Source organism: Helicovermis profundi, from assembly GCF_033097505.1.
Taxonomy (GTDB): Bacteria; Bacillota; Clostridia; order Peptostreptococcales; family Acidaminobacteraceae; genus Helicovermis; species Helicovermis profundi.
Genome location: NZ_AP028654.1, coordinates 975,653 through 989,624 on the forward strand (window position 1 = coordinate 975,653; position 13,972 = coordinate 989,624).

Annotated in this window: 15 protein-coding genes; 9 read left to right on the forward strand and 6 right to left on the reverse strand. The window is 27.3% G+C overall.

Annotated elements, in window-relative coordinates:
* Window positions 1–7: 7 nt before the first annotated feature.
* The 4 genes from AACH12_RS04200 to AACH12_RS04215 form a co-directional block, all read right to left on the reverse strand.
* Window positions 8–565 carry a YeeE/YedE thiosulfate transporter family protein gene (locus AACH12_RS04200; RefSeq protein ID WP_338536826.1) on the reverse strand — a complete coding sequence of 186 codons (558 nt, stop codon included), beginning with the start codon at window positions 563–565 and terminating at the stop codon, window positions 8–10.
* 35 nt (window positions 566–600) lie between these two features.
* Complete coding sequence (locus tag AACH12_RS04205) at window positions 601–828, reverse strand: sulfurtransferase TusA family protein (RefSeq protein WP_338536827.1); 228 nt, start codon at window positions 826–828, stop codon at window positions 601–603.
* A 64-nt stretch (window positions 829–892) separates the two neighbouring features.
* On the reverse strand, window positions 893–1,120 hold the full coding sequence (locus AACH12_RS04210; protein ID WP_338536828.1) for a sulfurtransferase TusA family protein: 228 nt from the start codon (window positions 1,118–1,120) through the stop codon (window positions 893–895).
* Window positions 1,121–1,230: 110 nt separating this feature from the next.
* Window positions 1,231–1,944 (reverse strand): YeeE/YedE thiosulfate transporter family protein, encoded by a 714-nt coding sequence (locus AACH12_RS04215; RefSeq protein WP_338536829.1) that lies wholly within the window; start codon window positions 1,942–1,944, stop codon window positions 1,231–1,233.
* Between the two features lie 176 nt (window positions 1,945–2,120).
* Here AACH12_RS04215 and AACH12_RS04220 point away from each other — a divergent pair, with 176 nt between their 5' ends.
* A complete protein-coding gene (locus tag AACH12_RS04220; RefSeq protein WP_338536830.1) occupies window positions 2,121–3,017 on the forward strand; it encodes a LysR family transcriptional regulator in 897 nt (298 codons plus the stop codon).
* 42 nt (window positions 3,018–3,059) lie between these two features.
* On the opposite strand, the gene AACH12_RS04225 is transcribed toward AACH12_RS04220, so the two are convergent.
* Window positions 3,060–3,281 carry a sulfurtransferase TusA family protein gene (locus AACH12_RS04225; protein ID WP_338536831.1) on the reverse strand — a complete coding sequence of 74 codons (222 nt, stop codon included), beginning with the start codon at window positions 3,279–3,281 and terminating at the stop codon, window positions 3,060–3,062.
* Window positions 3,282–3,448: 167 nt separating this feature from the next.
* On the opposite strand from AACH12_RS04225, the gene rffA reads away from it, so the two are divergent.
* The 6 genes from rffA to AACH12_RS04255 all read left to right on the forward strand — a co-directional run bounded on the left by rffA (window position 3,449) and on the right by AACH12_RS04255 (window position 9,284).
* Window positions 3,449–4,591 (forward strand): dTDP-4-amino-4,6-dideoxygalactose transaminase, encoded by a 1,143-nt coding sequence (gene rffA / locus AACH12_RS04230; RefSeq protein WP_338536832.1) that lies wholly within the window; start codon window positions 3,449–3,451, stop codon window positions 4,589–4,591.
* The gene (locus AACH12_RS04235) at window positions 4,560–5,282 is read left to right on the forward strand and encodes a glycosyltransferase family 2 protein (RefSeq protein WP_338536833.1); all 723 of its coding nucleotides are present in this window, start codon (window positions 4,560–4,562) and stop codon (window positions 5,280–5,282) included. The genes rffA and AACH12_RS04235 overlap by 32 nt, the downstream gene beginning before the upstream one ends.
* 55 nt (window positions 5,283–5,337) lie before the next feature.
* Window positions 5,338–6,582 carry an ATP-grasp domain-containing protein gene (locus tag AACH12_RS04240; protein WP_338537341.1) on the forward strand — a complete coding sequence of 415 codons (1,245 nt, stop codon included), beginning with the start codon at window positions 5,338–5,340 and terminating at the stop codon, window positions 6,580–6,582.
* A gap of 28 nt (window positions 6,583–6,610) precedes the next feature.
* The gene (locus tag AACH12_RS04245; protein ID WP_338536834.1) at window positions 6,611–7,576 is read left to right on the forward strand and encodes an ABC transporter substrate-binding protein; all 966 of its coding nucleotides are present in this window, start codon (window positions 6,611–6,613) and stop codon (window positions 7,574–7,576) included.
* A 240-nt stretch (window positions 7,577–7,816) separates the two neighbouring features.
* A complete protein-coding gene (locus AACH12_RS04250) occupies window positions 7,817–8,578 on the forward strand; it encodes an ABC transporter permease (protein ID WP_338536835.1) in 762 nt (253 codons plus the stop codon).
* Window positions 8,562–9,284, forward strand: coding sequence for an ABC transporter ATP-binding protein (locus tag AACH12_RS04255; RefSeq protein WP_338536836.1), 723 nt, complete (start codon window positions 8,562–8,564; stop codon window positions 9,282–9,284). Before AACH12_RS04250 ends, AACH12_RS04255 begins: the two co-directional genes overlap by 17 nt.
* 32 nt (window positions 9,285–9,316) lie before the next feature.
* Here the strand turns inward: AACH12_RS04255 and AACH12_RS04260 are convergent, their stop codons facing one another.
* On the reverse strand, window positions 9,317–10,807 hold the full coding sequence (locus AACH12_RS04260; RefSeq protein WP_338536837.1) for an ArnT family glycosyltransferase: 1,491 nt from the start codon (window positions 10,805–10,807) through the stop codon (window positions 9,317–9,319).
* 230 nt (window positions 10,808–11,037) lie between these two features.
* Between AACH12_RS04260 and AACH12_RS04265 the strand changes: the two genes are divergently transcribed.
* Together AACH12_RS04265 and AACH12_RS04270 are read left to right on the forward strand one after the other, a co-directional pair.
* The gene (locus tag AACH12_RS04265; RefSeq protein ID WP_338536838.1) at window positions 11,038–11,943 is read left to right on the forward strand and encodes a sulfurtransferase; all 906 of its coding nucleotides are present in this window, start codon (window positions 11,038–11,040) and stop codon (window positions 11,941–11,943) included.
* A 168-nt stretch (window positions 11,944–12,111) separates the two neighbouring features.
* Entirely contained in the window at window positions 12,112–13,896 is a 1,785-nt protein-coding gene (locus tag AACH12_RS04270; protein WP_338536839.1) for a rhodanese-like domain-containing protein, read from the forward strand.
* Window positions 13,897–13,972: the final 76 nt, after the last annotated feature.

The following is a 13,972-nucleotide window of genomic DNA, read 5'->3' on the forward strand; positions in this document are numbered from 1 at the left end:
GCCAATATTACATAAAATATTTAACTAATAATTTACTTCCAACAACAGCTCCAAAGAACATTCCAATTGCAAATATCCAACCTGAAAGTGAAAGTGATGTAATTCCTGAAAATAATGCACCAATATTACATCCGTATGCAATTCTAGCTCCATATCCCATTAAAAGTCCACCAAGTACAGCTGCAACGACTTGTTTTTTTGATTTGATTTTTTTAAATTTAAATTGTGATGCCAAAAGACTTGAAAGTAAAGCTCCAAATATTATTCCTAAGTTTCTAATTGAACCTGGGTCGTTTAAAAAACCACTAGCTAATGTCTTTTGAGCTCCAACACTACTAAAGTAATACCATTTATCGACTGAACCGCCAATTAGTTGATATATCCAAGCACCCCATGTTGCTAGTGTTCCAGAAACTCCCCAAGGATTACCTGTTGATGCTAATGATACTATTTGAAAAAGTGCTAATAGTATTGCGCCTGTAACATAAGTCCAAGCACTTTTAAACCACGTTTTATAAAATTCATTATCTCTAACTTTATTAAAAAACTTTTTAGTTGATTCCAAAATCTACACCTCCATAGTTACTATCAATATAGTTACTATTTAGTTTTCTCAATAATAACTTCCCATTCGCCGTCATCAATTTCTTCAACTTCAACATTGTAGCCTTCTTTTCTAGCCCATTCAGGAACGTTTTTCATTGCACATGAGTGATCTATTTGAACGATTAAAATATCTCCAATTTCAAGTTCTTTTAATTTATTTTCAGATTTTACAATAGGGATAGGACACGCTTCTCCAAAACAATCTAATACTACTTCATTCATAATAATACCTCCATATTTAAGTAAGTTAATAATTTTTAAAATTACTAATAAATTTATATATTAATTATTTAGTTTTCTCAATAATAACTTCCCACTCACCGTCATCAATTTCTTCAACTTCAACATTGTAGCCTTCTTTTCTAGCCCATTCAGGAACATTTTTCATTGCACATGAGTGATCTATTTGAACGATTAAAATATCTCCAACTTCAAGTTCTTTTAATTTATTTTCAGATTTTACAATAGGGATAGGACACGCTTCTCCAAAACAATCTAATACTACTTCATTCATAATATTACCTCCAAATTTTATTTTTATAATATATTTAAAATTACGAAATACTTTTAAAACAATACGAAATACTTTTAAAACAAATTGATATATAATTTTAAAGTAAAACCTTAATGACTTGAATTTTTTTGTTCATGTTTATATGCAACGATATAAAGAAATGCTATTAATGCTAATTGTGCGAACACTGCTCCAAACCATCCAAGATAATCAGGTAAGAAAATAGGTGCTCCTTTAGAAATTACATGTAATTTCCACCATCCAAAGTCATGAGCTCCCCAAAGTGAACCGATAACAAAGAATAATAATGATAAAACTTGCATTTGAAAACCTTCTCCAACTCTCATAAGAGTACCTGAAGCACAACCACCTGCGATAACCATTCCTATACCAAATAAGAAAGCACCTATTACAGTTGCACCGCTAATTGGAACAACATAACCCATTCCTGGAATTGGTAAACCTTTTGAAGCGTAACCGTATTTAATTGCTGTAAACCCAATAGTAGTTATTGCAAATGCAATTAATACAGCTCTTGTGATTGATGTAGATCCAGTAAGATATGGATCTCTCATTGAAGCAGTAAAACAGAATCTTGCTCTTTGAAGAATAAATCCAAAAGATGAACCTATAATCCAAAATAAGGCAAGGTTAGTTGAATAAGTTGTTACATAAATTCCGAAAGCTACCATAATAATTAGTAAAATAACTCCTAAAGGAATTTGATTTTTCTTAGGCTTTCTTGGAGCTCTTGTACGAGTACTACTTCTTTTTATTCTAGAAGTAGAAGGAGCTGTCGTTTTAACGTTATTATCTTCAGCCATAAATATACCTCCTATGCAAATATGTTGTGATGCATTTAACAATCTTCCTGATAAAATATTATCATATAAATGTATGGATTGTATAAGCTTAAAAATTATGTAACATTAAAAAAACTTATAGCATCATTAGAATAATTAATGTTACTATAGAAGTAGTTATGGCAAAGGAGGATAATATGCATATAGAATCATTAGAATATTTTAGGGAAGTAGTTGAGTGTAAAAGTATATCTAAAGTAGCCAATAAATCACATATATCTCAATCTGCATTAAGTCAATTGATACAAAAAATTGAAGATAGTTTAAATTCTAAACTTCTAAATCGAAGCAATAGGGGCGTTGAACCGACTGATATTGGTAAAATTGTATTAAAATATTCAAATAATATACTTAAGACATACGAAAAAATGATGGAAGAAATTGAAGATTTTGAAAAGAGCACGCATACTATAAGGATAAATGCTGAAAGATCTTTAGTAACATATTCTTTACCATGTGCATTATATAAAGTTAAAAAAAAATATTCAAAACACAAATACGAATTAGTTTCCAGTAAAAAAGATGAAATTATTAATGATGTTAGAAACGATATTTGTGACATGGGAGTTATTAATGAAAATATTAGTGAAATAGATTTAGATGTAAATAGGATTGGAAGAGAAAAAGTTGTTTTGGTTGCAGAAAAAGACTTTAGAATTCCTGATAAAATAACAATTGAAGAACTATTTAATTATGATATTATTGCACTTTCAAATGCATATTATATTTCTAGTAAAATATGCGAAAAATTAGGTCGTTTTGGAAAGTGCGAAGATGATTTGAAAATACTCTTTAATATTGATTCGATTGGTGCTGTAAAATCAAGTGTTCACAACGGGTATGGGATCTCATTTTTGCCATATATGGCAGTAAAAAAAGAATTATATAGTGGATTATATAAAATTATAGAAATTGAAGATTTTGATTTAAGTTATGACATATTTTTATTGCATAAATCATACGATAAATTATCAAGTTCTTCTTGTGAAACTATAAAATATTTTATAGAAATGGGAGATAAAAGTTTTTGTTAGAATTAATAAATCTACTAGTAACAATGTAATTTGCTTGTAAAGTTATTTTATTCTTTTTATAGTGATTTCCCAGACGCCATTCATAACTTCGTTGGAGTCAATTTTTAAATTTGAACCATTAAAAGTATCGAATATTGATTCCATTACACATGAATGATCAGTTATAATCATAAATTTATCTCCATAATTAGTTAGTTTAAGTTGTTTTTGTATTTTTAAAATTGGAATGGGGCAAATATCTCCAAAGCAATCAATTTTAAGCATGATACCTCCTATAATTATTGAAAGTGTTATTGATTAAATATAATATAATTTTAACATAATAAGGCCTTATAGCAATAAGAGTTTAAAAAAATATAATAAAGTAGCTAAATAATATCCAAAATATATCGATTGGTGTGATTCTTAGCTAATAGCAAGTGGTGAAAAAAATGAAGATTAAATTTAATAAAATATATAAATCAAACAAGGAAAAAAAATATATTATGGATGTTCTTGATAACCATAGTATTTCCGGAGATGGTATATACACTGATAAAGTCATAGAGTTTTTAAAAAGAAAATACTCCATCATGAATATACTTATGACTACATCTTGCTCTCAAAGTTTGGAAATGGCAATAAGATTAGCAAAAGTAAAAGAAGGAGATGAAGTGATTCTACCATCTTTTTCATTTACTTCGTGTGCAAATTCTATACTAGCAGTTAATGCAAAACCCGTATTTGCAAGAGTTGAAAAGGAGACTCTAAATATTGATATTAATAGTATAAAAAGACTAATTACGGATCAAACCAAAGCTATAATGGTAATACACTATGGAGGAATATCTGCAAATATTGATGAAATCATGAAAATTGCTAAAGAACATAATATAAAAGTTATCGAAGATGCTGCTCATGCTATTGGTGCGTTCAGTAATGGAAGGACTTTAGGTTCAATTGGTGATTTTGGAAGTATTAGCTTTCACTCAACAAAGAATATTACATCTGGTGAAGGCGGAGCTATATATATTAATAGTGAAGGTATAGATAAAAATAATGCTGATATAATGCATCAAAAAGGAACAAATAGATTTGAATTTTTAAATGGGAATACTGAAAAATATGTTTGGAAAGGTTATGGTTCTTCATTTTGTCCATCAGAAATACTGATGGCACATTTATACGCTCAATTAGAAGATGTAGAAAAAGTAACGGAAGAAAGACTAAAAATTGTTAAAATATATAACAAGTTAGTTGAAGAATTTAAAGACATATTATTTTCATATACAAAATTTAATACTGAGTCAAATGGACATCTGTTCTATATATTTTTTAAAGATTTGGATAAAGCAAATAAGTTTAAAAAATATGTAAACAATAAAAATATTGATGTAAGAACTCATTATGTGCCACTTCATAGTACTGAATTTGGGAAAAAGTATAAAAACGATTTTCTTAATTATCACTTAGAAGATGATATTGATAAAAAATTGATGCGTTTACCATTATATCCTGCTTTAACAGATAGTGAAATTGAGTATATTTGTAAGGAGATTAGAAATGGATTTATCTATTGTAATACCAGTTTATAACTCTCAGAAGAGTTTAAATTTATTAGTAACAAAGATTATAGATAATTTAATAGATATATCTTTTGAAATAATACTTGTGGATGATGGAAGCATTGATAATAGTTTTAATGAAATTTTAAAATTATCAAAGGAGAATGAAAATATACTTGGCATAAAACTTGATAAAAATTATGGTCAGCAAAATGCCACGTTTTGTGGAATTGTAAATAGTTCAGGAAAATTTATAGTAACTATAGATGACGATTTGCAACATCCTGTAGAGTGTATAGAAAAATTATTTAAATCTATTAAGGAAGGCTATGATGTATGCTATGGAATTTATACATATTCTGATAGTAGCGTAAGAAAAGCAGGTTCGCTTATGAGAGATTTTTTATTTAATTATTTAATTGGAAAACCTAAAGGAATTGATATTAGTTCGTTTAGAGTTATTAATAGAGATATTGTTAATAAAATAAAAAAATGTGACTATAAGTTTATTAATATTTCTGCACAAATACTAAAAGAGACTAAAAATATTTCTAATTTAAAAGTTGAGAAAGAACCGAGATTATATGGAAATTCAGGATATAATTTTAAAAAATTATTATCTTTATATTTAAAAACGGCCCTATACTATTCAAAATTTAGTTTTTATCCTGAAAAATTTAAAAAAGGAAAAGCCTATAAAATAGAAAGTAAAACAGAATAGTCAAAATATAAATTATAAATATATTATTAAAAAAGAGGTAGTGCTAGTGAAAGTAATGATTTTAGGTGCGGGAAAATTACAAGTTAATGCAATTAAAAAAGTTATTGAAATGGGACATGAAGTTGTTGCAGTAGATTATTACGAAGATTCTATAGGGAAAAAAATTGCATCTTATTCAGAATTAGCGGATGCATTTAACTATGAAGAATGTTTAAGGGTTGCAGTAAAACACAATATTGATGGAATATTTACAGTTGGAACAGATCAACCTGTTTTAACTGCTTCAAAAGTTTCTGAGAAGCTTAATTTGCCGTATTGTATTAATAGCGTTGTTGCCAGAAATGTTACAAATAAAGCCTATATGAAAAAAATATTTAGTAAAAAAAATATTCCAACAGTAAAATATTTATTAGTTGATAAAGAGTATGATTATAGTGACTTTAATTTGAAATTTCCTCTAGTAATAAAACCTGTAGATTCGCAAGGTCAAAGAGGAATATTTGTAGTAAATAATATTGAAGAGATAAAAGAGAAATTTAAAGATGTTATTAAATTTTCAAGAGATACTGTGATTCTAGTGGAAGAATATTATAAAAATACTGAAGTTACTGTAACTGGATGGGTTAATAAAGGTAATACTACAATTTTAGCAATAACTGATAGAGTGACATTTGAAGATGATAAATTTATTGGAATATGTACGTCACACGAATTTCCTACAAGACATATGGAATCTTATTCAGAAAAGATAGAAGAGTTAACTAAAGATATTGTTAAAGCTTTTAATATAGAAGAAGGTCCAATATACTTTCAAATGTTGGTTGGAAATGAAGGGGTGAAAGTAAATGAAATTGCATGTAGAATTGGTGGAGCATATGAAGATATATTTATTCCCCTATTAACAGGAATAGATATATTAAAAATGAGAATAAATTCTGCACTTGGATTAAAAATAGATTATTCAAAGCTTGAAAAATATGATTATAAAAATAATAATAAGTTTTTATCCTCACAGTTATTTTTTGCAAATAAAGGTAGAGTAGATAAAATAAACGATTGTGAAGAAAACAGTAAAATTGATTATTTAGTTTCATATGACTACAATTATAGAATTGATGATATTATTGGAAATATAGAAAATGCAACACAAAGAGCAGGATATTTTATAGTATTAGCAGATTCTTTAGAAGCGAAAAAAAGCTATATTAATGAAATTTATAATGTATTATATATTAAAAACAAGGATAATAAAAATTTAATGATTAAAGGTATTGATCTTTTAACTAAGAAAAATACTTAGTAAAAAATTCAAAATTAGGAGTGTTATTGTGAAAAAATTATTAATCGGGGTTTTAATTGTTGTTTTATTAGGTTTAACGGGATGTACATCAAAAGTAGATAATAATCAAATTGATAGTAGTGTTACTAAAGTTAGAAGTATAAAAATAGCCGAGCAATATGGTCTTGCATATGCACCTCTTATTATATTAAAAGAAAAGAATTTTATTAAAAATTATGATGAAAATCTTACATTAGAATGGGTTAAACTAGCTAATACTACAGCGATAAGAGAATCAATGATATCTGACAATTTAGATATTGGTTTTATGGGAATACCACCTTTCTTAATCGGAAGTGACAATGGGATGAAATGGAAAATTTTTACTGGACTTTCAAGTAGTCCGCTTGGTTTAGTAACATCAGATAATAGAATAAAAAATTTAAGAGATATAAGTAAATCTGATAAAATTGCACTGCCTCAGCCAGGAAGTATTCAGCATATTCTATTATCAATGGCAGCAAAAAGAGAATTTAATGACGCTAAATACTTTGACAAACAATTAGTTTCGATGAAACATCCAGATGGAATGACTGCACTCGTTTCAGGAAGTGATATTAAACTTCATTTTACTTCGCCGCCATATTTGTTTATGGAACAAAATGAAGGATTAAATACAATTCTAACTGGTGATGAAGCTTTTGGAGATGAGTTTACTTTTATAGTAGGTGCAGTTAATAAAAATGCTTTAGTTAATAAAAAAGATGATATTGAAATTTTAAAAAAGGCATTAAATGATGTCTTTGAGTTTATTGATAATAATAGGAATGAAACATTAGAAATTTTATCTAAATCTTATAATATTGATAGAGAAGATTTGGAGGATTACTTATATAATAGAAATATGATTTATGGTGATTCTGTAAAAGGTTTAGATACTTTTATTAAATTTTTAAAAGAAAATGATTATATTAGTGATAAAATAGAAATTGAAGATGTAGTTTACGGTATGTAGAATATAATTGATATTACATTATAATTTTGAGTATTTATCCGATGCCTTAGAGTTCTAATACCCCCACTTCTTAAAAAAGTGGGGGATAAAGAACTCTAAAAAGGCCCTGGATTATGTTTACTAAGATTCAAAGGGAGTAAAAACTCACTCTGAATCCAAGAAATTCATTTATATCGTGAAAAATAGTATATTTAAGAGGAGAGCATACTAAGATTTACCTATATGTATGCAGGGTTAAGTATGAATAAAACAAAAATAAGTTTAGTTATTGTATTGATTCTATGTTGGGAAGTAGTTGCATATATTGGAATATTTCCAGAGATTGCTTTTCCAAGTTTTACTGAGGTTTTCATAAAACTCTATAGAGAAATTATAAAATTAGATATTATTGTGATGACATTTAAATCAATAATAATAATAATATTTAGTTTAACTGCTAGTTTAATTATAGCTTTATTAGTTTCGTATTTTGCAACTATAAATAAAAGAATTAGTGATATTGTTGATACTTTTATTTCTATATTACATCCACTTCCAAGTATCGCATTATTACCACTTGTTATCTTGTGGTTTGGCGTTGGACGAGGATCCTTAATTATTATTTTGCTTCATTCTACAATTTGGCCCTTAATAATTAGTATTAGAACAGGTTTTAATTGTATTCCAAAAAAATATTATTTAATTGCTTCAAATTATGAATTATCAAGTTTTGAAAAGGTTTATAGAATTATGATACCTTCGTCGATACCATATATTTTAAATGGTATTGAAATAGGATGGGCAAGATCGTTTAGAGCATTAATAAGTGCTGAAATGATATTTGGAGCTATGGGAAGTGGCATTGGTTGGTATTTATTCGAAAGAAGAGCATTTATGGACACTAAGGGTCTTTTTGCAGGTCTTTTAATAGTAATTATAGTTGGAATAAGCGTAGAAAATATTGTATTTAAGAAACTTGAAAAACTTACGTATAAGAGGTGGGGAAATGGCCTTAAAGATTAAATTAAATAATGTTTGCAAAACTTTTGATAATAAAAAAGTATTAAAAGATATTAATTTTGAAATTAATGAAGGTAAGAAAATAGTTATATTAGGAAAATCTGGTGTTGGAAAATCAACACTCTTAAATATATTAGCTGGATTTGACAAGGAATTTAAGGGACAACTTGATTATAGTGAAATAAATACCCCACCAAATTTAGATATAGGTTTTGTATTTCAAGAATTTGATCAATTATTTCCTTGGATGAGTGTAGTGGATAATATTATTTTTCCAGTGAAAAAGAAAGCGTTTGATAAAAAGCGTTTAGAAAAATTATTAGAGTTAATTGAACTAGAAGAATCTAAAGATAAATTTCCAAATGAATTATCTGGTGGAATGAAACAAAGAGTTGCAATAGCAAGATCTATATATAATAAACCTAAAATATTATTTTTAGATGAACCGTTTTCTAGCTTGGACAATTCACTAAGAAGTTCGCTTCAAGATATTTTAATTAAAGTATCTAATGTTGAAAATTTAACCTTTGTATTTGTAACTCATGATATTAGAGAAGCAATAAAAATATCGGATGAAATTATTATTTTAAAAAATGATAAAGTTATTATAATAGAAAATAGTATTTCAAAAAAAATTGCAGAAAAAAATATTGATGAGTTTGATAAGGAATATATTGATTTTTACCAGAAAATTATATCTAAAATGTAAAAAAACAGTTACTAATAAAGATTAAACCTTTATTAGTAACTGTTTTTCACTTTATAAATATTAATATTCCAAATACCTTCATTAATATATCTAACAATTCTAATTCCATAATCATTACTTATAAAACTTCCTTCTAAAGAACAGTTAGTCTTTATAAAAGTATCTAATTCATCGTAGTAGCTTGATACATCTCCATAAACTATATTCCACTGTCTATTGTTATTGATATACTCTATTTCATTAGAAAGAATTATATATTCAATCTTATTTTTTTTTATATATTCAGAAAGACTAATATTATTTTCTTTTAAATAAACTAGATTTCTAAAATCAAATAGATTTCCATTATTAAATGCATATTCCGCATTTAAATTACATAGAACTTTAGAATTCTTTGAAACATAGGAATTTATATTTGAGATATATGTACTATAGTCATTTATAGGTGCGTTAAATATATTAATTGTAGTATTTGCAATTGTTAATATAAGAAAAAGTGAAAGCAATAGAATCTTAATGCGTTTTTTATTAAAAATATTATCTAAAATTTCCATAAATAATAGAATAATAAGTGGAAAAATAAATATTATTGAAGTTGCATTATTTCTTCCAACAATAAAAATTCCAAGTAATAACATTAGAATTGATAGTAAATATTTTCGACTCTCTTTAATAAAAACTGCTAAAGATGTGCTAACTAAGCAAATATAGTAATAAATTTTAATATTAGGTACATAGTAAGTACCACTAATTTCTAAGTATAGTTTTTTAAAGAAACTTATAAAATTTAAAAATCTACTATTAATATTTGATGTCACACCAAGCGTAGAACCATAATCTATATAATTTTTTATAAAATTTATATTAAGCATAAAGTTTGTAGCAATTAGTAATAAGGTAGATAGACTGCAAAAAAGTACAAATGATTTTAGTTCTTTATAAGCATTTTTATAAAATAATATAGAAAATATAATTAAAGCTATAATATAACTATTTGGATGAATCCAAAAACTTATTGAAATAGCTAAATTTAAAGTCGTGTATTTTTTATTATCAATTAGGTATAAAGATAGAATAAAAATAAATAAAATTAGTGCTTCTTGCCGAGCGAAATGACTTGAGTATATAAATTGAATATTTAATGCAAGCAAGCTTGAGCCAATTAAAGAAGATAATTCGCTATAGGTGATTTTTAGTAATTTATAAAAGAAAAATAGACTTAAAGAAGAGAAAATAAGTGAAATTAATCTAAATGTAAAAATCGAGTAGCCGAAAACTTTTAAAAATATAATTTGTATTATTATGAATACTGACTTTAAACTATTTGGATGTCTGGGATATAAATCAAAAAAAGTTTCTGTAGTGTTAAAAGTTTTTTCTATAGATATTTCTCTAGAAAGACCACTTAGCCAGGGTTCATCAGAATGAATAAATGGAAAGCTCGTCAAAAAAATGATATTAACTATAAAAAATATTAATATCAAGAAAACTATATTTTTTTGTTTAATTAAATTGCTTAACATATTGAACACTCCTTACTAATATAGTCAAGTTTATTATATTATAACTTAATATATTCATTTTGTGCTATAAGAATTATATAATAATCATATACTACATAAGTAAAGTTAATAGCAAATAGGCACAAAAATGTATTATAATTTAAACAAAGATTGAAGAAATATTAACGATCTTTAGATTGTATTTAACAATAATTTTTCCTAAAAAAATTAAATGTCGATTGGAGGTCAATATGAAGCTTCTTTCTAAAAAGTGGATTATTCTTTTAGTAGTTTTAACTGTTGCATTAGGTGTTGTAGGTTGCGTAAATAAAACTACCTATGATGGTTCTGTAAATATTATTGAAGTTAGCGAACTAAAAGAAGTGATAGGTGAATCAAATGTAGTTGTAGTTGATGCAAGAAAATCAGAAGAATATGCAAAAGGTCATTTAAAAGGTGCAATAAACCTAGCACCAAGTAATTTCGATAAAACAGGTGATGTTGGTGCATTAATTGCTGATAAAGCTACTATTGAAAGTGTACTTAGCGAGAATGGTATTTCTAATGATACATTGGTACTTATATATGATGGATCAAATGGAGTTTTTTCTTCAAGAGTATGGTGGGTATTAAAAGGATATGGACATGAAAATGTAAAAGTTATTAATGGTGGTGCAGACGCAATTGTAAGAAATTCTCTTGAATTAAGTGCTAGTGCTAGAAAAATGAAAAAAACTGTATATACCGCAAAAGATTTTGATGATAGTATGTATGCTTCAATTGAAGATGTAAAAAACGCAATTGAAGATGAAAACATAAAAATAATTGATGTAAGAACGAAAGCTGAATTTGATGAAGGTGCTATTCCTACAGCGATTAATTATTCAAATTCAAATAATTGTTATACTGATGGTACATTCAAAAGCGAAACAAATATTTTTTTAAATTACAATGACTTAGGTTTCGAAAAAGATTCAAATATTATTCTATATTGTAAATCTTCATATAGAGCTACACAAACCGCACTTCTTCTAAAAGAAGCTGGATTTGAAAATGTAAAAGTATATGACGGTGCATGGTTAGAATGGAGTAATAGTAATATGCCTGTTGAAGAAAAGACTGATACTGAAGTTATTACAGAGCAGGATGCATCATAAAAAAATAAAATTATTATCTTTAGAAGAGGTAAATATTTCTTCTAAAGATAATGATCATATAATCCATTAGAATTTATTTCTCTTAGAAAGGGGAATATAGTTATGGATAAATATTTTTATTTAAAACATTATGTTAAAAATTGAACAAACTATTAAGGGGGAAAAAAAATGAATAAGAATACTTCTAAAGTATTATCGTTACTTCTAATATTAATGTTAGCTTTTAGTATAGCAGGTTGTGCAAGCACACCAGTTACTGAAGATACATCAATGGAAGTTAAAGAGGATGTTGCAGTGGCTGAAGAACCAGCAGCCGAGGTTGTTAGTTTAGAAACATTGGAAAATGAGTATTTTGCAAATAAACCAAGTGACTCATATATGGTCAATGAAGTTAAGTTTGTTGAAATGGTAAAGAATAATGAGAACATGACAATTCTTGATATAAGAAGCGCTAATGATTATGCTGCAGGCCATGTAAAAGGAGCGGTAAATGCGCCTTGGGGAACTGCAATAAGTGATATACTTACAAAAATACCATCAGATAAACCTCTTTATGTTTATTGTTATAGTGGCCAAACAGCAGGACAAGCTGTAAATACATTAGTTGTAGCTGGATTTGAAGCAAGAACTGTTCATTTTGGGTGGAATTTAGGGCTTTCAAAAGTTGAAGGAATTGAAGCTGTAACTTCTACTGAAGCAAATGTGTTGACAGAAGATGTTACAGAAATTAATCCAGTAGTACAAGAAGCATTAAATCAATATTATGAAGGACTAAGTGCTGTAAAAGATACAAAATATAAAAATTATAAAATTTCAGAAGCCAATTTAAAAGAAATGTTAGATAACAAAGATGATTCAATATTTCTTGTATCGGTTAGACAAGCAGTAGATTTTAGTGAAGGACATATTGAAGGAGCTATAAATATTCCTTGGGCAAAAGGAATGCAAGAAGGTTTTAGCGTTCTTCCAAAGGACAAGAAAATAGTAGTATACTGCTATACAGGACAAACAGCAGGAGAAACAACAGCAGGATTAAGATTAATGGGGTATGATGCAGTATCACTTAATGGTGGTATGGGAAAAGCATCAAATTCACCTAGTGGTTGGTTAAATAAAGGGTACCCAGTTGTAAGTTCACTTAGTTTAGAAGTGCTAGAAAATGAGTATTTTGCCAATATGCCAAAGCATATTTATAAAATTAATCAAGTAGAATTTTTAGATAAAGTTAAAGCAAATGAAGATATGACAATTCTTGATATAAGAAGTGCTGATGATTATGCAAAAGGACATATTAAAGGAGCAGTAAATGCACCTTGGGGAACTGCAGTAAGTGATATTCTTACAAAACTTCCTTCAGATAAGCCACTCTTCGTACATTGTTATAGTGGACAAACAGCAGGACAAGCAGTTAATACATTAGTAATAGCAGGATTTGATGCAAGAAGTGTAAACCTTGGATGGAACTTTGGAATATCTAAAGTAGAAGGTTACGAAGAATTTGTTACAACAGACGAAAGTGTTTTAACAGAAGACGTTACAGAAATCGATAAAGGCATTCAATCTGCACTAGATGCATATTATGCAGGACTTAGTGATGTTAAAGAAACAATCTTCAAAAACTATAAAATTTCAGAAGCAAACTTAAAACAAAAAATTGAAGAAAAAGATGATTCAATATATATCTTATCAGCAAGAAGTGCTGAAGATTATGCAAAAGGGCATATTGAAGGAGCTGTAAATTTACCTTATGGTAAAGATATGGCAAGTGGATTCTCTGATTTACCAAAAGATAAAAAAATCGTAGTATATTGTTATAGTGGACAAACAGCAGGACAAGCAACAGCAGCAATGAGATTATTAGGCTATGATGCAGTTTCTCTTAACGGAGGAATGGGTGTTGGTTCAAATGCACCACTTGGATGGACTAATAAAGGATATGATGTAGTTCAGTAATTAAAATTCAATTTCATAAATAATAGTAAAGGTAATCGCTTTTTAGTGATTACCTTTATTGTTATTAGATGTTAAA

What these genes read in the sequence shown, in the direction of transcription:
- AACH12_RS04255 (WP_338536836.1), top strand. Translation starts at nt 8,562, where the DNA reads ATGGCCTTAAAGATTAAATTAAATAATGTTTGCAAAACTTTTGATAAT.
- AACH12_RS04205 (WP_338536827.1), bottom strand. Translation starts at nt 828, where the DNA reads ATGAATGAAGTAGTATTAGATTGTTTTGGAGAAGCGTGTCCTATCCCT.
- AACH12_RS04235 (WP_338536833.1), top strand. Translation starts at nt 4,560, where the DNA reads ATGGATTTATCTATTGTAATACCAGTTTATAACTCTCAGAAGAGTTTA.
- AACH12_RS04220 (WP_338536830.1), top strand. Translation starts at nt 2,121, where the DNA reads ATGCATATAGAATCATTAGAATATTTTAGGGAAGTAGTTGAGTGTAAA.
- AACH12_RS04240 (WP_338537341.1), top strand. Translation starts at nt 5,338, where the DNA reads ATGATTTTAGGTGCGGGAAAATTACAAGTTAATGCAATTAAAAAAGTT.
- AACH12_RS04265 (WP_338536838.1), top strand. Translation starts at nt 11,038, where the DNA reads ATGAAGCTTCTTTCTAAAAAGTGGATTATTCTTTTAGTAGTTTTAACT.
- AACH12_RS04260 (WP_338536837.1), bottom strand. Translation starts at nt 10,807, where the DNA reads ATGTTAAGCAATTTAATTAAACAAAAAAATATAGTTTTCTTGATATTA.
- AACH12_RS04215 (WP_338536829.1), bottom strand. Translation starts at nt 1,944, where the DNA reads ATGGCTGAAGATAATAACGTTAAAACGACAGCTCCTTCTACTTCTAGA.
- AACH12_RS04210 (WP_338536828.1), bottom strand. Translation starts at nt 1,120, where the DNA reads ATGAATGAAGTAGTATTAGATTGTTTTGGAGAAGCGTGTCCTATCCCT.
- AACH12_RS04250 (WP_338536835.1), top strand. Translation starts at nt 7,817, where the DNA reads ATGAATAAAACAAAAATAAGTTTAGTTATTGTATTGATTCTATGTTGG.
- AACH12_RS04270 (WP_338536839.1), top strand. Translation starts at nt 12,112, where the DNA reads ATGAATAAGAATACTTCTAAAGTATTATCGTTACTTCTAATATTAATG.
- AACH12_RS04225 (WP_338536831.1), bottom strand. Translation starts at nt 3,281, where the DNA reads ATGCTTAAAATTGATTGCTTTGGAGATATTTGCCCCATTCCAATTTTA.
- rffA (WP_338536832.1), top strand. Translation starts at nt 3,449, where the DNA reads ATGAAGATTAAATTTAATAAAATATATAAATCAAACAAGGAAAAAAAA.